General features: G+C 42.6%; 32 protein-coding genes and 1 pseudogene. 10 read left to right on the top strand and 23 right to left on the bottom strand.

Annotated elements, in window-relative coordinates; translation table 11 throughout:
• Window positions 1-165: 165 nt before the first annotated feature.
• A complete protein-coding gene (gene ftsW / locus ACQCT5_RS10665; protein ID WP_499641671.1) occupies window positions 166-1,320 on the top strand; it encodes a putative lipid II flippase FtsW in 1,155 nt (384 codons plus the stop codon).
• On the top strand, window positions 1,296-2,462 hold the full coding sequence (gene rodA, locus ACQCT5_RS10660; protein WP_499641669.1) for a rod shape-determining protein RodA: 1,167 nt from the start codon (window positions 1,296-1,298) through the stop codon (window positions 2,460-2,462). The genes ftsW and rodA overlap by 25 nt, the downstream gene beginning before the upstream one ends.
• A gap of 72 nt (window positions 2,463-2,534) precedes the next feature.
• On the opposite strand, the gene ACQCT5_RS10655 is transcribed toward rodA, so the two are convergent.
• The 12 genes from ACQCT5_RS10655 to ACQCT5_RS10600 form a co-directional block, all read right to left on the bottom strand.
• A complete protein-coding gene (locus ACQCT5_RS10655; RefSeq protein ID WP_499641667.1) occupies window positions 2,535-3,302 on the bottom strand; it encodes an SDR family oxidoreductase in 768 nt (255 codons plus the stop codon).
• A 593-nt stretch (window positions 3,303-3,895) separates the two neighbouring features.
• Window positions 3,896-4,198 (bottom strand): gas vesicle protein, encoded by a 303-nt coding sequence (locus ACQCT5_RS10650; RefSeq protein ID WP_386641230.1) that lies wholly within the window; start codon window positions 4,196-4,198, stop codon window positions 3,896-3,898.
• A gap of 30 nt (window positions 4,199-4,228) precedes the next feature.
• Entirely contained in the window at window positions 4,229-4,513 is a 285-nt protein-coding gene (locus tag ACQCT5_RS10645; protein WP_499641665.1) for a gas vesicle protein K, read from the bottom strand.
• A complete protein-coding gene (locus ACQCT5_RS10640) occupies window positions 4,474-4,728 on the bottom strand; it encodes a gas vesicle protein (protein ID WP_499641663.1) in 255 nt (84 codons plus the stop codon). Before ACQCT5_RS10640 ends, ACQCT5_RS10645 begins: the two co-directional genes overlap by 40 nt.
• Before the next feature lie 15 nt (window positions 4,729-4,743).
• Window positions 4,744-5,559 (bottom strand): GvpL/GvpF family gas vesicle protein, encoded by an 816-nt coding sequence (locus tag ACQCT5_RS10635; RefSeq protein ID WP_499641661.1) that lies wholly within the window; start codon window positions 5,557-5,559, stop codon window positions 4,744-4,746.
• 3 nt (window positions 5,560-5,562) lie between these two features.
• A complete protein-coding gene (locus tag ACQCT5_RS10630) occupies window positions 5,563-5,826 on the bottom strand; it encodes a gas vesicle protein GvpG (RefSeq protein WP_499641659.1) in 264 nt (87 codons plus the stop codon).
• Complete coding sequence (locus tag ACQCT5_RS10625; RefSeq protein ID WP_499641657.1) at window positions 5,826-6,587, bottom strand: GvpL/GvpF family gas vesicle protein; 762 nt, start codon at window positions 6,585-6,587, stop codon at window positions 5,826-5,828. Before ACQCT5_RS10625 ends, ACQCT5_RS10630 begins: the two co-directional genes overlap by 1 nt.
• A complete protein-coding gene (gene gvpN / locus ACQCT5_RS10620; protein WP_499641656.1) occupies window positions 6,577-7,491 on the bottom strand; it encodes a gas vesicle protein GvpN in 915 nt (304 codons plus the stop codon). Before gvpN ends, ACQCT5_RS10625 begins: the two co-directional genes overlap by 11 nt.
• Before the next feature lie 30 nt (window positions 7,492-7,521).
• Window positions 7,522-7,788 carry a gas vesicle protein GvpO gene (gene gvpO, locus ACQCT5_RS10615; protein WP_386641213.1) on the bottom strand — a complete coding sequence of 89 codons (267 nt, stop codon included), beginning with the start codon at window positions 7,786-7,788 and terminating at the stop codon, window positions 7,522-7,524.
• 86 nt (window positions 7,789-7,874) lie between these two features.
• The gene (gvpA, locus tag ACQCT5_RS10610; protein ID WP_204418811.1) at window positions 7,875-8,135 is read right to left on the bottom strand and encodes a gas vesicle structural protein GvpA; all 261 of its coding nucleotides are present in this window, start codon (window positions 8,133-8,135) and stop codon (window positions 7,875-7,877) included.
• Between the two features lies 1 nt (window position 8,136).
• A complete protein-coding gene (locus ACQCT5_RS10605; RefSeq protein WP_499641653.1) occupies window positions 8,137-8,538 on the bottom strand; it encodes a hypothetical protein in 402 nt (133 codons plus the stop codon).
• Complete coding sequence (locus tag ACQCT5_RS10600; RefSeq protein WP_386641206.1) at window positions 8,510-8,695, bottom strand: hypothetical protein; 186 nt, start codon at window positions 8,693-8,695, stop codon at window positions 8,510-8,512. Before ACQCT5_RS10600 ends, ACQCT5_RS10605 begins: the two co-directional genes overlap by 29 nt.
• A 440-nt stretch (window positions 8,696-9,135) precedes the next feature.
• Between ACQCT5_RS10600 and ACQCT5_RS10595 the strand changes: the two genes are divergently transcribed.
• Both ACQCT5_RS10595 and ACQCT5_RS10590 read left to right on the top strand, forming a co-directional pair.
• Entirely contained in the window at window positions 9,136-9,378 is a 243-nt protein-coding gene (locus tag ACQCT5_RS10595; protein ID WP_499641651.1) for a sunset domain-containing protein, read from the top strand.
• Window positions 9,379-9,547: 169 nt separating this feature from the next.
• Window positions 9,548-10,144, top strand: a complete 597-nt coding sequence (locus ACQCT5_RS10590) for a biotin transporter BioY (RefSeq protein ID WP_499641649.1) — start codon at window positions 9,548-9,550, stop codon at window positions 10,142-10,144.
• Window positions 10,145-10,624: 480 nt separating this feature from the next.
• Here ACQCT5_RS10590 and ACQCT5_RS10585 read toward each other — a convergent pair.
• Window positions 10,625-10,717: pseudogene (locus ACQCT5_RS10585) on the bottom strand (Na+/H+ antiporter NhaC family protein); the annotation flags it as partial.
• Between the two features lie 88 nt (window positions 10,718-10,805).
• Entirely contained in the window at window positions 10,806-11,048 is a 243-nt protein-coding gene (locus ACQCT5_RS10580) for a hypothetical protein (RefSeq protein ID WP_499641647.1), read from the bottom strand.
• 87 nt (window positions 11,049-11,135) lie between these two features.
• Between ACQCT5_RS10580 and ACQCT5_RS10575 the strand changes: the two genes are divergently transcribed.
• Complete coding sequence (locus ACQCT5_RS10575) at window positions 11,136-11,363, top strand: helix-turn-helix domain-containing protein (RefSeq protein ID WP_499641645.1); 228 nt, start codon at window positions 11,136-11,138, stop codon at window positions 11,361-11,363.
• Between the two features lie 140 nt (window positions 11,364-11,503).
• Here ACQCT5_RS10575 and ACQCT5_RS10570 read toward each other — a convergent pair whose 3' ends face one another.
• Window positions 11,504-11,740, bottom strand: coding sequence for a helix-turn-helix domain-containing protein (locus tag ACQCT5_RS10570; protein ID WP_499641643.1), 237 nt, complete (start codon window positions 11,738-11,740; stop codon window positions 11,504-11,506).
• Between the two features lie 309 nt (window positions 11,741-12,049).
• Between ACQCT5_RS10570 and ACQCT5_RS10565 the strand changes: the two genes are divergently transcribed.
• The 5 genes from ACQCT5_RS10565 to ACQCT5_RS10545 all read left to right on the top strand — a co-directional run bounded on the left by ACQCT5_RS10565 (window position 12,050) and on the right by ACQCT5_RS10545 (window position 15,381).
• Window positions 12,050-13,348 carry an FtsK/SpoIIIE domain-containing protein gene (locus ACQCT5_RS10565; RefSeq protein ID WP_499641641.1) on the top strand — a complete coding sequence of 433 codons (1,299 nt, stop codon included), beginning with the start codon at window positions 12,050-12,052 and terminating at the stop codon, window positions 13,346-13,348.
• Window positions 13,320-13,865, top strand: a complete 546-nt coding sequence (locus ACQCT5_RS10560; RefSeq protein WP_499641639.1) for a replication-relaxation family protein — start codon at window positions 13,320-13,322, stop codon at window positions 13,863-13,865. Before ACQCT5_RS10565 ends, ACQCT5_RS10560 begins: the two co-directional genes overlap by 29 nt.
• A gap of 12 nt (window positions 13,866-13,877) precedes the next feature.
• Window positions 13,878-14,366 (top strand): hypothetical protein, encoded by a 489-nt coding sequence (locus tag ACQCT5_RS10555; RefSeq protein WP_499641637.1) that lies wholly within the window; start codon window positions 13,878-13,880, stop codon window positions 14,364-14,366.
• A gap of 99 nt (window positions 14,367-14,465) precedes the next feature.
• Window positions 14,466-15,113, top strand: coding sequence for a M23 family metallopeptidase (locus ACQCT5_RS10550; protein WP_499641635.1), 648 nt, complete (start codon window positions 14,466-14,468; stop codon window positions 15,111-15,113).
• A 64-nt stretch (window positions 15,114-15,177) separates the two neighbouring features.
• Window positions 15,178-15,381, top strand: coding sequence for a hypothetical protein (locus ACQCT5_RS10545; RefSeq protein WP_499641633.1), 204 nt, complete (start codon window positions 15,178-15,180; stop codon window positions 15,379-15,381).
• Window positions 15,382-15,394: 13 nt separating this feature from the next.
• Here the strand turns inward: ACQCT5_RS10545 and ACQCT5_RS10540 are convergent, their stop codons facing one another.
• The 8 genes from ACQCT5_RS10540 to ACQCT5_RS10505 all read right to left on the bottom strand — a co-directional run bounded on the left by ACQCT5_RS10540 (window position 15,395) and on the right by ACQCT5_RS10505 (window position 23,882).
• Window positions 15,395-15,589 carry a YqaE/Pmp3 family membrane protein gene (locus ACQCT5_RS10540; RefSeq protein ID WP_499641632.1) on the bottom strand — a complete coding sequence of 65 codons (195 nt, stop codon included), beginning with the start codon at window positions 15,587-15,589 and terminating at the stop codon, window positions 15,395-15,397.
• 84 nt (window positions 15,590-15,673) lie between these two features.
• Window positions 15,674-16,546 (bottom strand): peptidoglycan recognition protein family protein, encoded by an 873-nt coding sequence (locus ACQCT5_RS10535; RefSeq protein WP_499641630.1) that lies wholly within the window; start codon window positions 16,544-16,546, stop codon window positions 15,674-15,676.
• The gene (locus ACQCT5_RS10530; protein ID WP_499641628.1) at window positions 16,547-16,933 is read right to left on the bottom strand and encodes a phage holin family protein; all 387 of its coding nucleotides are present in this window, start codon (window positions 16,931-16,933) and stop codon (window positions 16,547-16,549) included.
• A 149-nt stretch (window positions 16,934-17,082) separates the two neighbouring features.
• Window positions 17,083-17,340, bottom strand: a complete 258-nt coding sequence (locus ACQCT5_RS10525) for a hypothetical protein (protein WP_499641626.1) — start codon at window positions 17,338-17,340, stop codon at window positions 17,083-17,085.
• The gene (locus ACQCT5_RS10520) at window positions 17,337-21,293 is read right to left on the bottom strand and encodes a BppU family phage baseplate upper protein (protein WP_499641623.1); all 3,957 of its coding nucleotides are present in this window, start codon (window positions 21,291-21,293) and stop codon (window positions 17,337-17,339) included. Before ACQCT5_RS10520 ends, ACQCT5_RS10525 begins: the two co-directional genes overlap by 4 nt.
• An 11-nt stretch (window positions 21,294-21,304) precedes the next feature.
• Window positions 21,305-21,538 (bottom strand): hypothetical protein, encoded by a 234-nt coding sequence (locus ACQCT5_RS10515; protein ID WP_499641621.1) that lies wholly within the window; start codon window positions 21,536-21,538, stop codon window positions 21,305-21,307.
• Between the two features lie 11 nt (window positions 21,539-21,549).
• The gene (locus ACQCT5_RS10510; protein ID WP_499641619.1) at window positions 21,550-22,665 is read right to left on the bottom strand and encodes a hypothetical protein; all 1,116 of its coding nucleotides are present in this window, start codon (window positions 22,663-22,665) and stop codon (window positions 21,550-21,552) included.
• Window positions 22,662-23,882, bottom strand: a complete 1,221-nt coding sequence (locus ACQCT5_RS10505; RefSeq protein ID WP_499641618.1) for a fibronectin type III domain-containing protein — start codon at window positions 23,880-23,882, stop codon at window positions 22,662-22,664. The genes ACQCT5_RS10510 and ACQCT5_RS10505 overlap by 4 nt, the downstream gene beginning before the upstream one ends.
• Window position 23,883 lies beyond the last annotated feature (1 nt).

Below are 23,883 nucleotides of genomic sequence, written 5' to 3'. Positions count from 1 at the left end.
TAAGGGAAAGGTGTTCTTCAAGAGTCTTCACTGAATCCCATGCGATGTCTGGCTACGTCTGCTTTCACGGTTTAGAATTGTAATATTCTTTTCATATCTTTGTAATGGGCTTGTATTGTATAATTATTTTGGGAGATTCTTTGTGTTTTTAAAGGAGTTAATATAATGATTACACATTTTAAAAAGCTAGATTGGATATTGATTACAGCACTTGTTTTGTTATGTGTCTATGGATTGGTCATGATATACAGCGCAGGGATGCTTTTTGGCCTGGAGACCTACGATGATGCGAGTTATTTTTTTAACCGGCAGAAAGTATGGCTCTACGTAGGAATTCCCGTTTTTATCACCGCCATTATTACTCCTTATAAGCTATACGATAGATTCACTCCACTCATGCTTGCAGTAATCATTCTCCTCTTATTATTAGTATTGATTCCTGGTATTGGAAAAGAAGTAAATGGAGCGAGAAGCTGGTTTCCCGTAGGAGGTTTCACCATTCAACCAGCTGAGATTGCTAAGCTTGGGATGCTGATTTATTTCGCAAGGGTTTATGCGCGGAAGCAGCCATACATACATCAATTTAAAAAAGGGGTTTCTCCACCACTATTGGTTTTAGGACTTATCTTCGTATTGTTGATGCGACAGCCTGACTTGGGGACAGCGACCGCAATCATAGGAGGCTGCGGCGCAATATTGATCTGTTCAGGGGCAAGATTGAAGCATATTCTCCTGTTAGGTACAGTGGCAGTAGGCGTCATTGGATTATTAGCCACTACCGCCACCTACCGGCTAAAACGATTGACCTCTTTTGTCGATCCTTTTGCCGATGCAGGTGGAGATGGCTATCAATTGATCAACTCCTATATTGCCATTGGTGAAGGGGGTTTGTGGGGAAGGGGCCTTGCTCAAGGGATACAGAAGCTCGGATACCTTCCTGAGGCCCACACAGACTTTATCCTGGCTGTCATTTCAGAGGAATTAGGTATGTTCGGAGTGATATTCCTCTTTATTTTGTACTTGATTGTACTAGTTCGGGGGGTGCGCATAGGAGTTGCCATTAAAGATCCATTTGGCAAACTGCTCGCATTCGGAATTACCTTTCAGATCAGCATTCAAGTATTCATGAATGCCGGCGCTGTTAATGGGATATTACCCATCACAGGGATAACACTGCCATTTATCAGCTATGGCGGTTCTTCCTTACTAATAACGATTTTTGCTGCAGGAATTTTGGTCCACCTATCGAAACATGCAAAACTGGCTATTGAGGCTCGAGAGGAGACACAAACATCATGGGGACAGAAAATAACAAGCTAGAGTATAGTCGAGTCGATTATACATTGTTATTTCTGCTGTTTTTACTTTTTATTATAAGTTTAGTGGCAGTATATAGTGCTTCGGGTCAGTATTTTGCGAATGACCCTTTTTACTTTTTTAAACGGCAGATTGTTTGGTACATCATCGGGGTTGGAATCATGGTTTCCATCATGTTCTTTGACTATGAACTGTTGGAGAACCTTGCCCTACCGTTCTATACGCTCGGACTGATTTTATTGGTAGCCGTCGAGTTATTCGGGACGGTCCGAAACGGTTCACAACGTTGGATCAATCTTGGGGGCTTCATGCTGCAGCCATCAGAGTTCATGAAAATATTTTTACTCATCCTTCTTGCAGCAGTCATCAATAAATGGATGAAGGAAAAGCATGAACTCGACTTCAAGACACCACCTATCGTGGTTATTAAACTGATTGCATATACGATGCCGCCTTTTCTTCTGATTTTGAAACAGCCAGACCTTGGGACGGCACTTGTAATCGCAGCAATCATGATTACGATGATATTCATCAGTGGTACATCCTGGAAAGTGTTGTCGTTGTTAGCGGGATTCATCATTTCAGTATTAGGGACACTGGTCTATCTGCATAACTTTCATTTTGAGCTATTCACCAAATTTATCGAACCACATCAGCTTGAGCGTATTTATGGCTGGTTAAGCAGAGAGGAATACGCGTCCTCCTATGGATTCCAATTGACGGAAGCTTTAAAAGGGATTGGAGCCGGGCAAGTGTCCGGACGCGGCCTGTTGGAGGGAGTCCAGTCACAAAGCGGGCGAATACCAGAGGTGCAGACGGACTTCATCTTTGCCTTGATCGGGGAAGAGTTTGGGTTTGTCGGGGCAACACTCGTTATTTCGATTTATTTCATTATGATTTATAAATTAATCATGATTGCAATTAACTGTGATAATCCATTTGGGACATACTTGGTGACAGGGGTCATCGGGCTTTTTGCTTTTCAGATCTTCCAGAATATCGGTATGACCATCGGATTGATGCCAATTACCGGTTTGGCGCTTCCTTTCATGAGCTATGGGGGCAGTGCTTTGCTGACCAATATGATTGCGATGGGAATTGTCATGAGTGTGAAGTACAGGACGAAGCAGTTTATGTTTGATTGATAGTTGTTTTGTAGTCTCATATAAGTAAAGGCTCGTTTTACCAGAAAACTGGTTAAACGAGCCTTTTGTCATCTATCTCCTAAATCCGCCTTCAGAATGAATGACCTGTCCTGTGATCCAATCGGCCTGGTCACTTACGAGGAACCTGATTATTTTTGCCACATCGTGAGGCTCTCCCACCCTGCCAAAAGGGAACAATGGCTGCAGCTCCCTTTTGATGGATTCAGTCATCCATCCTGTGTCTGTCGGGCCAGGATTCACTGCATTAACGGTTATGCCCAAGGGAGCCAATTCTGCGGATAGAGTCAGCGTGAGCGCATCAACTGCCCCTTTTGTTGTAGCATAGGCCAGTTCTCCCGGCATCGGCCCCTGTGACTGACCGGATGTAAGGTTGACGATTCTCCCTCCAGCCTGCTTATCAAATACTCTGGCAAAATGAACACTCAATAGTGTGGTGGCACGGATATTGATTAAATAATGCTTATCAAGCTCTTCAGCCGTCAGGTCCGAGAAATCGTTATTGGTCGAATAGGCGGCATTGTTTATGAGGATATCAGGCTTCCCCAACTCCTTTTGCACTGCCTCCATCAGCAGTTCTGCCGAATCACTGCGGGACAAGTCCAATTCCAGGCTCGCGGCTTTTACACCTTTGGCCTCCAATTCATTTTTGAGCAGCAAAGGCTCATTGCTTTCCATATCCCACGGCATTGCCCTGTCGTAATCCATCCAGTATGTAAAAAAAATGTGATGGCCGGCATCCGCCAGTTCACGGCATATGGCTGCTCCTATCCCTTTCAATCGGCTGGCACCGGTAATTACAGCTATTTTCTCCACCAACATCCCTCCCTTTCCATTAGATTAGCATAATTCCACTTCCAGACACAGAAAAAAAAGCAACGAAATTGTCCGCCGCTTTCCCATTATTTTTAATTATACTCTAACCCAAAAATAAGTGTGTTCTATTTAACTCCCTATTGATTTCCGTTCCAGGTGTTCGCTTTCCGCGGGGCGGTGCTTGAGCCTCCTCGGCCTTGCCTGTGGGGTCTCAAGTCTACCGCTATCTCCCGCAGGACAAGGAAGGCTGCGGCAGCGATACATCGCACGAAGAAAATGTTCGCATTTTCGAGGAGTCTCACACCTTGCACTCCAATCAACAGGGGCGGCAGGTGAAGCATAACGTCATCACTATATTTTCATTTCTCAGGTGTAGATCTTTTTCATGAGTATCTCTGTTTAATACTAGAGTTGATCTATAAGAATCTAGCTGTTGATTGGAGCAATAGGCGAAGACTCCTGCGGGAGATGGCGTTTAGTGGAGACCCCACAGGCGAAGCCGAGGAGGCTCCATCAACGCCCCGCGGAAAGCGCAGCCTATTGCGGAAATCAACAGCGGTGTTTATAGAGTTAAATTAATTAAAATAGAATAATAGCAATTACTTTTTAGGTGCCTCTAAACGCTTTTCCAACTGATCGATCCGCTCGAGCAGTTTTTCGTTCTGTGACTCCAAATCGCGAGTAGCCTGCTTGGAGGAGAAATAAGGGTCTGTCTCCCACCAGTCCATCCCGATTTCCTTTGCTTTATCGACAGATGCAACAAGCAGACGGATCTTGATGGTAAGCAGTTCGACATCGGCAAGGCCTATCTTGATATCCCCTGCAATGACGACACCTTTATCTAATATCTTTTCCAATACTTCCACTAGGTTACTAGATTGACCTGGGGTTTGCATGGACATAATTAACAGCTCCTTAATAGCTCAGAAAGATTACAACAGGTTCCCAAGGGGTCCTAGGTTTATGTTCAAGTCTTCATCATCTAAGTCGAAAATCTCTTTCAAATCTTCCATTTTCAATTCCAGATTCATTAACGCGGTACCGAGCTTTTCAATCTCCTCGTCCGTCAGATTGCCTCTCTCCACGCGTCTCAGGGCATGCCTTTCAATCAGCTGCCTTAACAGCTCAATCACTGTCAGGACCAATTGGGAAAGCCCTTGTTCGACATTGTCCGGGTCTAGCTGGATTCTACCGCTTTTTTGTGGCTGGTGTTCCATTCTTCTTCCTCCTCATCTATTATTTTCCGCTCATTGGTCTCCATGAGCTTATCTACGGAGGTAATGAGCAGACGCAGATCCAAATAAATTAAATCAATATCTGCGATGGAGATGATCAGCTCACCTCTGAGGGCAACCCCTTTATCGAGGATGACATCCAATATATCGAGTAAGGAAACATCTTGATTCGGATCTACTCCATTAGGTGCTGGCATTGTGAACCCTTCCTTCTATAGATTGGCAAAATAATAACAAGGCCAAGGTCCTGTATATTCCATCGTAAACCCTGTTTCTGCATGGGACTCTTTCAACCGCTGAAGTTCCTGGATGAATTCCTCACGCTTTTCTTTTGGAATCAGATACACACCATTCCAGTTCATATCCTGTTTTCTGCCTGTCATCTCTTGGCTCCAATTTTTCTTCACAGCAGAATCGGAACAATGATGGCCCAATTGCTCATGAATGATATCACAGCTTTTTCTTTTCGCTTCTGTTGTCTCTTGATCGATCAAGTTCTTCAGCTTCTTCTTTTCAAAAAATTGCCTACCAGGGCTTAAAGCGGCTATTTCTTCTTCCCTCTCTTTTATAGCGGGAGAATGTTTCAATATTTCTTCTTTGATTTTTTCATCCTCACAATAGATTTTCAGATTCCATTCTTCTGTGTGTGCAAGCTCTGCAAAAAGACGCGTGATTTTTTTCTCTTGCTCCTTGATGGTCAGACCCAGATTTTCCTCGCTCTTATAGATCGTACAAAATTTCAGAGGAACAAGCGTGTATGATTCATGCAGAGTGGCTAATGTTTCATGGTGATGATAGGCTTTCGTTTTCAGCCAATCCAGATCGTTCATTTTTTCTTCAATTGCCGTTTCCGAGTATTCCTCGGCATCCAATCTGCACATGACAGCCATCACCTCTCCAAGCTGTCTTGTATAGATTTCGTGCTGATCATCAATTCCCATAATCGTTTCTAATGGTCTTTCTTCCGCTTCTTTCGCAGGTATTAACCCGTATAAGTAAAATAGCTGTTCCGTTGTTATAGCTTCCATTACTTATACACCTCCATCTCTTTTCTTCAAGTCATCAAACATTCGCTGCTCACGAAGCTTAGCAATCTCATATCTCTCCAACAGAATTTCTTCCTGTTTGTTATATTCCTCTTCAGTTATCTCATCCATTTCCGCCATCATCTCAAGCTGTACAAGCTTTTGCTGGATCGTATCGAGATCGTACATCTCTTTATCCACTTCTTCCTGTATTTTTCCTCCGAGTTTTACAAGCGCGCCGATTGGTCCGGTCAACAGCTTATGAATCATTAAGCATTCTTCGCCTTCAGCTTAATATCAATGAAGTTGTAAGCCGGCCATGGACCTGAGTATTTAAACTCCACTTTATCGGACCAATTTTCATACAGGTCATTAACAAGCTTGTCAAATTGTTCTTCATCATCACGATCAATCAGAAAGGAAGCGTTAATCAGCATCTTCCCGCCAATCGTTTCATTTTGTTTCGCCGAAACAGCTTTCTCAGCGAGCGGGAGGAATATCTCCTTCATGCATGCCTGCATCTTCTCCTTCATGAAACGCTGTGCCATATCTCCGAGCTCGATACGTTCATAATAGGAGGCCGCTTCTGATTTCCCACTGATTTTTTCTTTCAGCTTGATGGCCTTCTGGTTTTTATTGATCTCTCTTTTCAGCCACTCGTCTTTTCCCATGATCTTCAAACCGACTTCAATCTTGTTTTCGATTTTCGCGAAAATCTCTACAAACTCTTCGTGCAGGGATTTCATCAAGAATTGAACGTCCGCCTCCGATTCAAAAACATTCCCAAAACTCATGGGTATGACAGAGGATTTTTCCATCATCGAAGAGACCACAGATTGGTGGGTAAGGAGATTATCTTTTTTCGGGTGATAGATTTTGATTGGGGCGCTTGCAACTACCATGGAGAATTCTTTATAGTCGATTAATTGTAAAGGTGTGGACTGGCCTTCGAGTTCCACATTTCCGAGCGTAAGTTCTTTATCCTGTTTTTGAATTGCACAAAATGTATAATATCCTTGTTTACTTTCCATTGTTATTCCCTCCAAATGCTTTCTTGAACTCTTGTGTAATAATAGATAAGCTTCTTGATTTCTTTTCATACTGCATGCCCTTATGAACGGTATGCAATAATATATCTATGCACAGCTGCTTGAATTCCTCGTCTTCTGCACTGATGTTCATCTCTTTATCTTTTGATACAGTTGCAATCATAAGTGCTGCACGTATCCCTGGGCCTTGCTTGCTCTTTGATAGACATTTCTCGCGTAGACTTGAGACAAAGCCCGCAATCATTTCAGCATGCTCTTCAGATATATCAACCTTCTGACTAATGATAGTGGACTCTGCTGTAAGATCCAGATAATCCAACTCCATGGTAATCATTCGGTCCAGCAGGGCATCCTGTGTTTGGTGAACCCCTGCATATTCAGATGGATTACTAGTAAAAATGATGGAAAAATCCTCATGAACAGGAACCCATTTCTCTTTATGCTTTGATCCGTATAAAGGGAGGACTCCTTCTTCAATCACTGATAAAAACAGGTTGTTCGTTTCAGGCTTAGACCTGGTGAACTCATCATATATCAGGGTATAGCCATTTTTCACTGCCTCTAGCAGCAGGCCTTCCTGCCAAGTCTCCCGCATGGTTTCCTCTTTTTTCATCACGGAACGCACATAATTGTCGACTAGGAGCTTTTTGGTATAGCCATTAAAGTCACCCAATAGATCTGCATTGGTCATTTCCTCATGCCCTTGCAAAACCACTACAGGCCTTTCCAGCTTTTTCGCAGCATGAAGTGCGATGGAGGTCTTCCCCACTCCTGTCGGCCCTGTAAAATGCACAGGAAAACCGTTTTTAAGATAATCTACAGTTCTTGATGTAATTTCATCAACTGTGGAATGTGTGACAATCTCAATATCCAATTGTTTATTCATCTATCCTACCTCCACGACAATTCAACGACTTTACTCCTGATATAGATCCAGGGAACTTCTGGCACGCAAGCTTCTTCGATCATAGGATTCCACTTCCATGTCTTTATTTAATCTTGCATGATATACTCCCACCATCTGATCCTTGGCATAAGCCTTCATATATTCCTTTTCTTCAATAACCTCTACTACAACGTCCCAGCCTTGGTCAGTTGGTTGCACGGACGTAATTTTATATGGAGGCTTCACGAATTCGCAAAAGAACTCCGTTACTTCATTCAATACCTTTTTCATACTCATTCTAATCACCCACCCGCCGATTCATTGAAATGGAACAAAGGCACATGCGATATGTGCCTTGTCCCTTGTATATTCTTTTGTCAAAATTACGCTTTTTGTCTTTCGTTCACTTGTTCGGATAATTTGAATTCATCGTCCATCAGGTCGTCTCTTAAAAGGCCAACCGCTTCTGCATATCGCAACCAAGTGTCCACACTCGCGATAACGACGCGGGCTTCCACTGTCACCAACTCGATACCCACTAATGAAACGCGGGCGTATACATCAATGACGACCCCTTTATCTAGAATTCTATCGATTACTTCTGCTAAACTGGATCCGTCTGTACTCTTTTGAATAGCTGCCATTTTACTTCACTCCTTTAGTATCACTTGCATGTGGGATCTCCACATTGCTCTTAACGGCATTCATACCTTTTATATCCGTTGCTTTATTTGTTTCTGTGTAGGATTTTATATCACTGGAGTTTCTTCGGTTTCCTGTATCTCCTTGCATAGCCTCTCCAGCCTCTTTCACTTTTTGCAATTTATTTTTGACTTTTAATAGAGAGTCTTGGATTTTCACTTTCATTTCGTCCGCTTTCGTGTGGACGTTATCAGCTAGGTCACTTCTAGACTCTTCCAACGATTCGGATGCATCTGTGATTTTCCCCTGCATCTTTTCTTTCGTCTTCTTTTTTTTATAGTCGATATATTGCTCTGTCGCTTCTCTCTTTACCTTCTTAATCAGCCTTTTCTTCAGTTGCTTCATGTTCTTGGTTCCCTTTGTCTCTTCGAAAAAATTTCATCACCTTATTTCGAGAGTCCGACTTCAACAAGAATGCGGAACTTGCGGCTAGACTGCCAATTACAGCACCCTTCACCCATTTATTTCCCTTAAGTTGTAATGCGCTACCTTTAACATCCATGAATCTTCCACTCCTTTATTCGATAAAATTTATTCTGTTTCTCGTTATATTCACGCTTTGGAAGATGATTAAACAAAAAGGAGCAAAAAAGGGTAGGATTCCCTATGAATTTAGTAATAGCTACCTCTATAGGAATAATTTCTAGCCACCACAATGTTTATTGCGCTTTAAAGGAAGGGTAAGAAAGATGTAATTCATACTTTATATGTTTTTTGAAAGTATTATAGGAAGCTTTGTTAATTAAATGTTTATACTAGCTGTTGATTGGAGCAATAGGCGAAGACTCCTGCGGGAGATAGCGGTAGGCTGGAGACCCCACAGGGCGAAGCCCGAGGAGGCTCCAGCAGCGCCCCGCGGAAAGCGCAGCCTAGTGCGGAAATCAACAGCGGTGCTATACAGGCCCATATAGAATAGAAAAGAAATGGACAGGAGGAAGACAAATGAAGAAAGCAGTGCTTTTCAATGGAATTCTTATCAGTAGTCTGGTAGGAGCACTCATAACAAAATTACGTTCTGACAATAAAGCTCAAGCAGCTGTGAAAATAAAAGGCAACCAGAATTCACGTGGGGAACTGATCTATCATGTTCCAGAAGGGCAATTCTATGAAGTTACAAAAGCAATCGAATGGTTTGATACAGAGGAAGCAGCTGTTGCAGTAGGGTATCGTAAATCAGCTAGATAAACAGCCACTAAAAACAGGCAGGAAAACGATATGTTTTCCTGCCCGTTTTTTTATTGACGAAATTTGCGCTCCTCTCTTTGTCAACCTAATAAAAAATCATGTTGACAGACAAGAGTCTGATAGATTATCATTTTTATTGTTAACTACATCAGACAAAGGGGTTTACATTATGAAGCGTAGAATGAGAACATTGGATATTACATATGCAGCAATGTTTGTTGCACTGATGGCAATCGGGGCCAATATCGCATCCTGGGCACCATTTTTGGAAGTGGCAGGCATTCCATTGTCCATGCAGCCATTTTTCTGTATACTTGCCGGCATACTCTTGGGATCACGCCTAGGGGCAATAAGTATGTTTGTTTATTTATTGGTAGGAGTTGCAGGGGCACCTGTCTTCGCACAGTTTGGATCTGGGATGGGTGCTGTACTTGGCGGCTCAGGCGGCTTTATTCTTTCTTATATCATAACAGCATTTGTAGTCGGGCTAATTGTGGAAAGAAACGAAAAGCCGGGTATTGCCACTTTTATGACAGCATCATTCGTTGGAATCATCCTTATTTATGTAATCGGCACAACCTATATGTGGTTTATCGTAAACAATGTGGCGGAAGGAAATATGAGCTACGAAGCGGCATGGAGGATTATGGCTTGGTTCTCCGTAAAGGATTTGGTGTTTACAGTTATCTGCGCGATGATCGCACCGAGACTGTACCATGCATTGAATAAGACTACGAACATCTCCAACACACGGAGAGTTGCATAAATAATAGTAAAAGACCTGCTACTGATATAACAGTAGCAGGTCTTTTACTTTTACGGCTCCGTTAAACACCGCTGTTGATTTCCTCACAAGGCTTCGCTTTCCGCGGGGCGTTTGTGGAGCCTCCTCGGCTCTTCGCCTGTGGGGTCTCCACTAAACGCTTCCTCCCGCAGGAGTCTTCGCCTATTGCTCCAATCAACAGCTAGTCTTCACATAAAACAACATTTTTGTCTTTCACCTAAGACCCTCATATAAATGAATTACACAATGAGAAATGAAAATTTGGTGTAACTTAATGCATACCTGCCTCCCCTGTTGATTGGAGTGCAAGGTGTGAGACTCCTGCGGGAGATAGCGGTAGACTTGAGACCCCGCAGGCAAGGCCGAGGAGGCTCAAGCACCGCCCCGCGGAAAGCGAACACCTGGAACGGAAATTAACAGGGATTTAAACAGAACACATACTTATTTTCAGGGTAGCCTACATTATAAAACCATCGCAGCAATGCAACCAAAGATAATCAATGGAATATTGTAGTGGATGAATGTCGGCACACAAGTATCCCAGATATGACTTAATGAACTGTTACATCTTTAACGAAAGTTCACCAAAGCGCGATATAATAAGGTTCTTCGCTATTCGAGTTGCAACATCTTTAACTTTAATTCAATGCAATTTACGTGCGTGCGTTACCCTTTTGTTACCCATTTTATGAAAACCCAGATAGTATTCTGGGTTTTTTCTAACCCACAAAATAAAATCCTCTCTTAATACTCTTTGCGTTTTACCGATAATAACTACTGAAAGTTCATTTAGTTCCAACATCTTTTTTGCCTCAGAATATGTAACCCCCAATACTCTCTCGATATCGTAGGCAGTCAAAAAGCTGGGTAACTTGGGATATTGCATTTTTTCTCCCCCTTTTTTTATCTCTGTAATTGAATTCCTTGCCTATTGAAGGCTATAATTTAAGCAACCATTGTAAGGAGGTACATTATGGCTCTCCGTAAAGGGAGATGCCGTCTGCTCGAACTTCTAGGTGAAATTAGTCAAGCGGAATTCGCTCGTAGAATGAAAGTCAATGAGTCCTCAGTATCCAGATGGATGAAAAATGAGCGTGAAATGAGTTATGAAAATGCTGTGCTAGCAGCAAGAATCTTAAACTGTCACGCTGAAGACTTTTATGAATGGGTTGAAGTTGAAAAAGGCAAACGGCAACGGTAGGTGGTATTCCACCCTCCCCCGGAGTAAAAGTTGCCTTATAGGCAAGTATTACTTATAATATTGACCTGTTTTAGAAAATATTACAATGGTAAAACATTACATTAAAATAATAAAAAGGCAGCTATCTTAGCCGCCTTTTTTTACATGCTCCAAAAATCATCATAATGAACATCCTTCCCCAACTTCTCCTTTATTGTCTTTATTATCTTTTTTGCTGTCTTCATTGTAGGCTCATGATTTTCTTCTGCTGAACACAGCCTCGAAATTGTCGGTCTGGAAACCTTGCTCATTTTCGCGAATTCCGTCTGTGAAACTCCGTGCTGATCTAACCACTTTCCTAATTTAGTTCTCTTTTTTCCTAACCCAAACCAATCCAAAATGGCCCGCCTCCTAATAACTTCTTGTTAAGTCATTCTGTCCAAAAATTTCTTTTTTAAACTTTTTGCTCAAAAATTTGTCAACATGGACAAACAGGGCTGCATACCATTTAACATGCCAAACAAATTGCGAAACAGATTGCCAAAAGAAACGCCTTAAAGCTTGCTAAAACACGCTTCCAGTAATATTGCCACTCTAGCAAGCGATAAGGCAAGCGCAATTCCTGTATGGTACCGCTCTTTGACAACTAAATGATTGCCAAAAGGTAGGGACTATACTACGTATACCAAAGGAAAGGGGTGGGGTCTTTGTTGTTCGAAATCACTTCATCAATCGTGGCCGGTTCAATCGCTGGTTTTTCTTATTATCAAAAATCTGGTGGAGGAAGAAATGATCATACAAAAATCGTAAACATAGCTCGAAACTGTGGATTGAAAAATAAAGAAGGAAAGGAAATTAGAATTCACCGCAAGTCCAAAAAAGATGGATACACAGAGTTTGTCTATCAAATGCCACAGGGGTTGTCTGCAAAAGAGTTTCAAGATAAGCTGGCTAACTTTCAAGATGGCCTGAACATCAAAAAGACAATTCCGGATATATCTTTCAGTGATTTTAAAACAGTCAATTGGAAAGGAGATGTGCTGCAGCAAGTTAGGGATATTTTTAGCAAAAAACAATCTTTTAAAAAAGAGGTTGAAATAACTTTCGATGGGATGCTTAAGTTCCGAGTTTACAATTCAACGCTCACTGAATATTTCCCTTTCGATGAAAAGCTTTTGATAAGGACGAAAGATTGGGAGGTTGTTATTGGTACAACTCGCGACAAAAAAATCAAGCATGATTTTGATGAAATTTACAACATGGTTATTGCCGGCAGTCCAGGGTATGGTAAAACCGTTTTGCAAAAGCTCGTTATTACTTCACTCATCATGAAGCACCCTGACCATGTAAGCTTCACTCTGATTGATTTAAAGGGAGGCTTAGCATTCAGTCGATTCAGCAAGCTTAAGCAGGTGGAGTCGCTTGCAACGGATCCTGAGAGTGCTCTTGAAAAGCTTCAGGGTGTGGAAGAACGAATGGAGAAAACACTAGATTATTTAAGGGAAAATGAATTTGAAGATGTGAAAGAAGCTGGAATGAAAGAAAGGCACTTTATCGTTATTGATGAAGCAGCTGATCTTTCAAATTACAGTGAGGCATTAGAAATAATCGAAAGAATTTGTGCGAAGGGGCGCGGTGCCGGGTACAGAGTCATTTATTGCACCCAGTATCCAATTAATAAGACGATCCCGTCTTCTGTCCGTCAAAACTGTGATGGCCGAGTGTGTTTCAAATTACAAACAGGTACAGCAAGCTTGGCGGCATTAGATGAACAGGGTGCTGAGGAACTTCCTTTTGTGAGAGGTAGAGCTATCTATAAGTCTCCACACGGGAAATCAATCATCCAGACACCTTTAATCACGAATGAATTCATCAAGAAAGCCATTCATCCACATATCAACATCCGTCCACGAAAGGAGAATACAGACACCCATGAAAAGGATGGTACAAAAGGAACAACGGGAGGAAGCTATACTCTTGTCATTGAAGAAACTGAGCTATCTTAGCAGGTCCCAGATTCAAGTTATCCACAATTTGAACAGCATCAGAACTGCAAATCACGTCCTGAAAGAAATGGAACAATACTTGAGCTCTTTCCGGGATGGAGAAAACATCTACTATCTAAACAAAGAAGGCAGGGAAAAGGTCAACGCAAAGAAGGCATTAAAAAAGACAGTGCAAGCCAGGCATTATATCATGCGAAATTCCATCTATATTGCTTTTGGTTGCCCGTCTACCTGGAAGAATGAAATGAAGCTTGAAGTAAAAGGAAAGGTGAAAGTGATTGCAGATGCCATATTCATGAGAGACAAGAAACGTCACATTGTGGAGGTAGATCACACACAGAAGATGTCTAAAAACCGAGACAAGATAGACCGGTATAAACAGTTAATGCAGCTGAATGTGTTTGATGTTCCACCTAAGTTTATCTGGATCACCACGACAGAATACCGGAGAAAACAAATTGCGGAGTTATGCGAAGGGCTAGATTTTCAAATATTCACTGTGGAAGATTTCCACTAAGGAGGAATTGGTATGTTCAACAAGAAGGTGCAAACAGTCGGTAGTATCTCGGAATTTATGGGCAGAAAGGAAAAGCGTTATGAGGATTTGAGAACCCAGGAAGAAATAATGATGGACCAGGCAAAGACAACGGGTAAAACACTAGCGCTCACATCAACCCTACCTTTGGCAATTGCTCCTTTTGCAAAAGTGAAAGTTGCAGCTGCAGCAAGTGCTCCTACTTACTATGGAGAGGTCCTGCCGGTTAACTCTGCGGCAACTACGGCTGATGGGATTTTTGAGACCATGCTTACTGCTTTTGACCCGCTAATCACATTGATTCAGGCTTTGGCATATCCGGTAGCCATGGTAGTTGCCCTGGGAGGATGTCTCTTTATCATGATAGACAATAAGGAAAAAGGCTTTGGCATGATGCAGTCAGCCGGCTTAGGGTATGTTCTCGTAACTCTAATGCCGATGATTCTCAACATTTTAGTAAGAGCTATGAAAGACGCTGTATAAGGAGTGAATCACCATGAAAACAGTCATCATCATGAGCTTACTGTTTCGCATTTGGAATGAAAGAGAAAAAATGAAGCATTACTTTTGGAGGTGATCGGTGTGAAATTCAGACTTACCTCTGAATATGGAGTGCTCGAGCAAATTAGAAATAACAAACCGCACACAGGGATTGATTTAGCTATGCCAGAGGGCACAGAATTACGCTCTATCGGTGAAGCTGTTGTGGAAAGAGTTGTAGACTATGGAACCGCAAATATAGGCAAAGGAGTCATCCTCCGATTAGAGGATGGTTCCAGAGCCATATACGGTCATCTGAGTGATATTAAGGTAAAAGCAGGGCAAATACTTCATGAAGGAGAATCCATTGGATTCAGTGGCAATACAGGCCATTCGTCAGGCCCACATCTTCACTTTGGTTTAAAGGATGCACAGGGTCATTTTGTAGATCCAACTCCCCTGGCATCCAAACTCGATTCCCTTTCAGGTCCTCAATCAATGTGGGATAGATTTTTGGAGAACGGGCAGGTGGGAATGGTTAAATTTCCTACCTTACCTTCTATAAAAGAATGGATAGGTGATTTTTTAACAACAGGCATTCAGGATTGGATAGCAGAATTCATTGCAGTTTTACCGATTCTAGTAGCTGTAGGAGTTGGAGTTTGGGCACTCATAAATATGATGAGCAGCAGGCTTGCGACAATAGGGTTTTCACTTGTAATTATTAGTGGCGGATTAATGCTTTTATGATTGACGAAATACACGAATTAACATATATTCGGCAGTATAATCGAATTTAGGAGTTTGATAGTTTATGAGAAAAGAAATGGAAGTAGGAGACCAGGTAAGGAATCATGAAACAGGATTAGTTGGGGTACTTAAGAAATTGGACGATTCACATCTCTATTATGTGGAAGGAAATCATGAAATTGCCGGCAAGTGGGTGACAGGGTATGATCATTTGTGGAAGTTTAAGAAGAGTTGGCAGCTGTATATAAAGAAAAAAGACCCCCAATAAGGAGGTCTCTTTTTTATGCTTGTTTCATCATTTTTACTTGTTTTTTCATTCTCTTATCTGCCTTACTCTCGCTTACTACCATAATCGCATGGATCATTCCAGGAACGAATAAGCAAAGAGTGAGAAGAAAATTAATAAACGCTTGAAATGGTCTACCAGTGAGTAGAACTGCAACTGGAGGTAAAAAGATAGCTAATAAATACATCATAATAAAGACCCCTTTTCTTTGGTATAGTTTGTTATTCTATACCTATGTTTGGAAGTCCTTCCTAGAAGTGGCTTTTTTCTACAATTATTTACCTAGATATTTTGCAACTTTGGCTACAGTCGCGAATTTATCAGCTCCTGATAGATCCGTAAACTTATCCGCCTGCAGCTTTCCTTTCCCGCCACCTACAATAATTACTTCCTTCGCTACTCTCCCCAGCGCCTCTGCTTTTCTGCGGGTGTAAGCAGGTGCTCCGGTTAAATTGATTAATGACTCCACGACAGGAAAGTCTGATGTTGAATTATACACAATTGCTTTATCTAGCATGAATGGTTCCTCCTCTTTAGGTGGTTTAGGTGCTTCTGGTTTTACTTCAACTTTATCATGCGTCATATCCAGCAACTCTTTATACCTGGATGCTCTTGTCACCATCGGAGCAGGGCAATTCTTTCCCGTCACATCGTAATGCCGAACAAATCGATTGTAGGTATCCTTCAGCTGCGGAAACTTCTCCTGCAGCATCTGGTGAACAAGAGCTGTTCTTTTCAACGTATCCGGATGAATGGTTCCGTCCTTCTCTACACACATTTCAACACCGATGGTCAGCAAATTTGCATTGCCGCTTTTATACTGTGGACTTGTCGCATTAAGGGTCGATAGTAGTGGACCAGGTTTACGGTCATTAGCATGGAAGCAGACCTCATCAAGCGGTACCAACTCAAGTGCTTTATCCTTATCAACAAAGATATGAGCACTAGCATATCGTTTTTTATTTTCGGGCAAAGTGTCATTAACATCAGGTAAATGCATATCAAAATAGGCAAAATGATTGTCAGCTGTGCCCCCAGCGTTTGCCGTCCAGTGGTCTACAACAGCCTGTACCCGTAACAACTTGATTCCCGTTCTGGTGGTGTGATGTTTCCGAATATGTTTTATTTTGTAGTTTAAAGTAACCAATTATTTTTCCTCCTTCTTTTTATCCTCCTGAATCACATGAAGTTTTTCCGTAATAATAGTAGGTACTTTTACTCCGATCTGTGCTAAGTTCTCCAGAATTGATAACCCCTCATTTGCGATATAAAAAAGGACAGTAGCATAAGCCACCGCCCCATTTAACCCGAGTATATTGTCAATTACATTGGCCACAATAATTACGCCGAACACCAGCATCTTCCTGGCATATCCAAACAATGCATTCCGGCTGCGTAATCGCTTCAGCTTAATTGCTTTAAAAATACCCGTCACAATATCGATAAACATAAGAAGAGCTAAAGAACCTAAGAGCTTTACTCCCCCAAACAAATACGCTTGTACTACTTGTAAGTCCTCTACGTTAATCCACATTTCATTTTCCCCCAATTATAAAAGCGACCCCTGAGGATCGCTTTTGTATTAATTATTCCTTATAACCTTCTGCTCTTAGCATGGACTGATACGGCTCTGGAACCTGAGTAAGAGTTTTCATCCCATTGTCCAATTGATAGCGGTACAAATTAAGCATTCTTCAACGCCTCCAATTCTGATTGTAGTAACATGACCATTTCAGCTAGATCGTTTACTTGTATAAAAAGGCTCATGACCATGTTACCCAGTTCATTATCGTTTTGATAAGTGACAACCAAAGCATTACCCAGGTCGTTCACAACTTCGAGATTGATAGGAGAGGGATTGTTTTTCAAATCCCTCTGAAAATCCTCCACGCTCTTTCCTGCCCGTTCAATGATCGCTATCTGTTCGGGTGTTAATTTCATTGCGCTCCCTCCAATGCTTTAATGCGTAGCAACATGTCGTATGCCATGCGGTCCAGTACGCTAACCTTCGTTTCCAGGTCGCTTTGCTTCGCCACGGTCTGTGATAAGCTGCTCGGAATGCTCTGCTCCACCGTTGCCCGAATGTCTTTCGGGTTGTTCGTGAATAGGTGGCGGTTTAAGACTAGATAGGTGACAGTATATTCGGCGGCTGGGTCATAATACGATTCTGAAATTTGAGCAAAGCCATTCCCGTTCGTCTTAGGGGTTGAGTAGTTTTTAAGTTCCCAATTGTAGTCTGGTCCGTTATTTCTATCCACCTTCATAATCTTATTTGTGGCATGTTTAGTTTTTTGTTCTACGTTCGGATTGTCGGCATTGATGAAGTAACTACCCCCACTTAGATAAGGAACAACCTTCTCCCTCACAATCACCCCACTACCAACATTCGCTTGCGCCTTACCCTGCACGGAAATAGCGCCCTCCACGTTCACGGGTTTCACTTGTGCCGTTGCTCTCACATAGGAAAGCTTGTACGGCGTGTAGTCTGTCGGCTTGGTGTCTAACGCTTCCTGTGCCGTTGCCGTCTGCCCGTTTCCTGTGACTGAATTCCAGGTTGTGCCGTCTGTGTATTTCCAGCCGTTGAAGTAGCGTTTGATGTCGTTTGTGGTAGGTGTGTAGGTTTCGCCAAATCCTGTGTCGGTGTTAGATACAGAAAGTGCAACATACGAACCTACTGTATAAGAAATGTCTGCCATATCTGCCAAAAGACCTTTTCGGTAAAGTTGCAATCCGTTGTATTTAATACCGACAGGAAATAGATTAACTTCTGCGCCTGACACAGTAACATCAAAACGTTTATGTTTTGTGTAGTTGTTTTTAAAAATCCAATCCAAACTCCCATCCAACACAACATCCTTCACAACTTCCTCCCTTACCTTCCACTCGCCGTTATCCTGGAAAAGAACGTCTTTCTTTGTTCCGATCCGTCCTAGTTTCGTTTCTGCGTATAGGTGGGACGGGTTTCTTGGGACGAATGGTTTTGCTTCGGAACCTAGTGTGAACATTGGTTGGACGTTTGAAATTTCAGAAGGTAGTATATTTGTTTCATCTGTCTTTCTTACGCTTATCCTCACATAATTTGTTTTTGTGCTGGTTGTGAAAACCTTACTGTTAGACCAGTTTTGAGAACCGATAGAACTTCCGTTAATCTGCTCAAACTCGTAAACATAAGCATCATAACCACTTTTTACTACGATTGAATACTGTTGATTGGGAACAACGCTTACAAACTCACCACTAATCCGATTGGCAATATTGTTAGGGCTTCCGTTTGTCGTAGACACACTCCCTTGATACCAATTTTCATCGTTCGATGGTAGCAAGTTCTCCCCCTCCACCGTCACAATAGGGTTTTGCACATGTTTCATCCCCTGGACTCTCGGATAACGTGTCAATACATCGCTCTCCGTCCAATCCGCTAGAATCTTCCCGTATTCGGTTGCGTCCACTTCGTAAAGTGGCGTAATCGGGTCGAATAATTGGGCCATTGGTTTTAGTTCGATTTCTAGGTTGACGAAATCGGTGTTGATTGTTGAAGCGGTCACTCCGTCAGATGCGTCTGCGTAGGCCAGGAAGTGGACTAAGCCGTTGTTGTCGATTACATCTTTTACTTCTCTAGGGTGATATAAATTGGAGATAGTCAGCTTTGTAATACTATTAGAAATGTGAGATGGTCCAGAACCCCAGTCATTCGTATTCGCCCTCCACATGCAAAGAGTAGCTTTATTCCCACTCGGCCCACTACCGAACCCATGCCAATTCGCCACAATCTTACTCAAATTATCCTTCAACCACTGAACCTTAGCCGCCGTGTCTGCCCCTGGAATTCGTCCGTGGGTGCGTTCGACTTGGGCGATTAGGTCGAAGGAGAAATGATGTTGCATCACATTTCCGTTACCATTGTTTGAACTAGTTCTAATGATCCCGTCTAATTTATAAATTTTATCAGGGTCGCTTATTTCAAGTAATGTTCCTGTCGGACTTATTAAGGAAGCATTAGCTTGTGATTGGAATTTATGTGGATTCTCCACCAAACTAGCTGAAACTTTCCCCTCAAAATCCGCAATGCTCGTTATCTGCGGTTTCGTGATAATGTCGGTGTTGGCTTTCAACTCAATGTCCGTGTTGAAAAAGTCTGTGTTGATGGTTGATGCCGTTACCCCGTCACTTGGGTCTGCGTGGGCGAGATAATGAACAAAACCATTACTATCTATCACTAGATGTAAAAGAGTATTGCTCCGCACTAACTTCGTGACAGTGCCGTTGGTGTGAACGGAAGGTGTATTCCATGAATTATCGTACCACTCTGCAAAGTTCGCTTTATTCCCACTCGGGCCACTACCAAACCCATGCCAGTTCGCCGTTATCTTCGCCAAATTATCCTTCGCCCACTGCACTTTATCGGCAAGTGTCTCTTTCGGGATGATGCCGTAATTGCGCTCTATTTGCTCTATGATGTTGATGGAGAAGAGGTGTTGTGCTAATTCACCACTACCTGTCGATGACCAAGCAGAAGAAACGACTCCATTTAATGTTTTAATAGCATCAATATGCGCTTGAGTATTATCTGCAGTAGTGTACAAATTGACACTTTGCAAAGACGTGCCCCTTGCTCCTCTAAATCTATGAGGATTAACAACTGTACTATCCGCAACTTTCCCCGCATAATCTGCAGTGGTCACAAGCGTATTCGGCACTTCAAACTTCTTCACACCCTCATGTGTATCTTTGTACGTTTTGATGCGTGTTTTTTTGTCTGCTAGGACGTACTTTTTGCCGATTTCCAAGTTTGACTGACCTAACGAAATGAGCGTTTCCCCTTCAATTTCAAGGTCAATCGGTGAAGGTGTATCGGTGTCGATGATGCTCGTTCCGTATGGCAGAACTTTTGTGGATCGGTTTGCCTTTGCGAATTTCGCTTGTAAATCCGTTGCAACCGTGTCCGTATGCTTTTGGGTATATAACCATGAGCCAGACTGATAACGATAAATTTTGCTATCGTGTTGTGTCTGTACGGTGTCACCCTCGCTTGGTTCTGGGTAGGTGGTAGCAATCGCTGCAAAATCAGCAACCGGCACCAACCATTTTGTTTTTAACTCTTCTGCCACGGCTTTTGTATTGTCTCCCTGCGCCTTTGCATATTCCGCTTGGGTGTTTGCCTCTGCCGTTGCCTGTTCTGCAGCTACACGGGCATTTTCGGCGTTTACGGTTGCCGTGATTGTTTCGGAACGGGATAAATCAGCTTCTTCTGCTGCTCGATCCGCATTTGCGGCAGAATCTTGGGCCGTTTGAATAGCTGCGCTCGCTTCTTGCATTTTCGGCTCGATCTTTTCTACTTCTATCTGGAACGTGTCAATGGTATTGTCAATATCATTTTTGTAACTTGCTACATCCTGGTTTGTGTTAGCCTGATAGTCGTCCATGGTGGTATTAACGTGGGTTTTAAAGGTCTCCACTTCGGCGGTTACATCATTTTTAAAGGTATTGACCTCGGCTGTAATATCCGTTTTGTATTGGTCGATTGCAGAGAGCTCTATTACGATACGCTCTGCAATTTTCCCAGTCTTCCAGCGTTCCAGACTCGCTTGAATCGATATACTCAAATATCCTATAGTAGGGAACGTTTTTTGTGTGCTATCGGGAAAATCTACGATGAATTCTGCTCGGAAATCCCCAGCTTCAATAGTGGTCAATTCCGAAACAGAATACTCGATTTTTCCATTAATAGGATCAGTAATAGTAGCAGGGTCGGTTAATACTACTTCTCCTGTAGCACGCCTGGACATGATAAAACGGACGGAAGACCCTGTTAAGTCAACAGGGTTCCCTTCAGTATCCGCTGCAACATATTCTATTTTGTCTTTTGTATCGTTCAACTTAAATTGTATAATCATCGTTTCACCCCTTAAATAGACCTAATTACTTTGCCGATGATAACCTTACTTATTAGCATCACTCGATCATTGGCAGCAGGGTTGTAACTATCCAGGTGTGGATATCCCTTTTCCGTGACCGCTCCTTCTCCATCAAATAGAAGTTTCGGCAGTCCAGAAGTGTGGTTCGGGTCGACGGTCGCATATCGGACTAATTTTTGCGAATCCTTATTTTTAAAATGATCCAGGAAAAATTCCGAATCCATTCACTCACCCCCTAGACAGATACAATCCGTCTGACATTATGTTTCATCAACCCTCCGGCTTCCAGTGGCATTTCCCACCCTGTTTCACTGTAGGTATGGTTAATACCTAATGGTGAGTATTCCACACGCAAGACATCAAAATAGTCATGCAAAGGGTTAATGGCAGTTCTAAAGGAAAGCTTGCCGAATATTTGCGAACTTTCAAATGCGATTCGCTGCACATAAGCATCTAAGGATTCTTGGTCTGCTATTTCATCCACTTCCCGATAGTCCACAATAATGCGAGAACGATTTACTGTACTCGTGGGGCTCAAAGCACTGTTATTAGTGTAAGTGGAAACCAAAGGGTCACGTTCTGGATCGGATAGAACCGCAACCCATCTATTCGGAATGCTGTAAAGATCTAAATCCTCTTCCATGCCAGCAGATACAATACTCAAATCATCATCCTTATAGGTGAATTCCACTATTCTATCCACAGGACTCACATACGGTCGACTCGTGAAATATCCGAATACATCCACATGTAACGGAGTGAAATTGATGGCGCCTAACAGCTCGTTTATTGCCTTGATTTTCTCAGTACCTGGAGGATATTCAATGTCATTTGGGATTGTCTTTTCAACTTCCTCAATGTTGTATTGGGTAATCCCGGCACTTTTCAAGATATCTAAAATGGCTGCACGGTAATTGACTCCCTTTTTTACGATGTACCGACTTTGAAACTTGTCATCTTTTAGAATCAATAGACCATCAAACGCCCCCACATCCCGGTAAACATTTCGATTATGGTCACTCCTTGTGGGACTAACCAATAAAAAAACACCTAACGGAAATTCAATCCAGTCAGATGTTTTGGGCATTTTCAAAAGAAGTATAGGTTGGATCCTATCGGTCAGCCAGTTGATGTCCCCTCGGTCTTGTAAGGTGAAGGTAGCAGTACGCTTGATGGTGGAAAGTGCATTCATGGATACTTTCCCACTTAACACCCTATCTAGTTCTCCTATTTTCCGATTGTTCCCATCTAATAAGTCATAACGAAATCGAATATGCCTAGAGCCATATTTGCCATGTAATGCATCTAAAATATCCTGTGGAGGGTACGGATAACTCGTTAAAGAAATCATGCCAATTCCTCCGTAAAGCTGATTTCATGTATAGTGATGTTGGTCGTGTTCCCGTGTTTTTCATCCGAAATCGGTAATTCGAACACATGGCCGAAAAGCTTTCGACCTCTTCCATCTCGATAACACAACACGTTTTTAGATCGAATGAGTTGCTGCAAGAATCTGTAATCATCTTCCCCTCGGAACATTTCGAGAGTCACACTGACAGAGTTTTCTTCCGTGATGTCAAATTCCGCAACAGGTAATTTCCTGCCTGCAAATGGGAGTAGTTTGCCTGTCGGCTTCCAGGTATCTACCCTACCCACTCGGTCCATGCGGAAATGGTGTAAAGTGTTCGGATAAAATACTTCATGCAACCATACCCCTCTAAATTGAACTTGCGCAGAGGTGAAGGAATCGCTGAATGTATCCATATCGCCGTATGCCCTCACTCGGTATTCGTACACAACACCGCTTGCAGGCGTGTAGTCCACAAAAGTGTCTCCCACATCTATTCCGATTAGTTCCCAATCTCCCTCCACCCGCCTGTATACATCCACCGAAACAACTGGTGGTATTTCTCCTGTAGGGGTAGGGTGGGAAAAATCCAAAGTGATGGTAGTTTCCTGGGTGGTGGTTGTTATCTCCGCCGGTGCCGGGGGAACGTAATCCACATCAATAGTGATGGCGGAATAGTCACTCCACAATCCCAATGAGTTGACGATCGCTAAACGGATGTCGTACTCTTTGTGGTTTTCCAATCCTGAAATTGAATAAGCTTGTGACACATCATCGGTATTTTCGTATTGCCATATCACTTGGCCTGCTTCGACCAATTCCAAGTGGAATCCCGCTTGCCCTTCGCTCGTCCATTCAACCGTCACCAGAGAACCGTTTACTGTTCCTGTGGGCTGGGTGATGACTGGTGCAGGAGGATTGACACTAGCTATAAACACGACCGTATCAGAAGTAGCATGATTACTTCCATCTTCATTGTTTAACCGTACTTGCCATTCAATAATCCCTTCTGGAAAGGTGTTCGGTGCTACATCGACATGAATTGCACTAAGAACAACGGAGATTACGTTCCATGTTGTAGTATCCTGGATACGCCACCATACTTCTTGGGTCATTCCATCCGTCGGTATAGGTGTAACCCTCCATGAAAGGCGGATAGTCGCCGTCCTATCTGCTACCACACCACCAGAAGGAATCAGTTTCGTTATTTGAGTAGACAAG

The organism is Sutcliffiella halmapala (genome assembly GCF_050107295.1).
GTDB classification, from domain to species: Bacteria; Bacillota; Bacilli; order Bacillales; family Bacillaceae_I; genus Sutcliffiella_A; species Sutcliffiella_A halmapala_A.
This window is presented reverse-complemented; position numbering and strand designations above follow the sequence as displayed.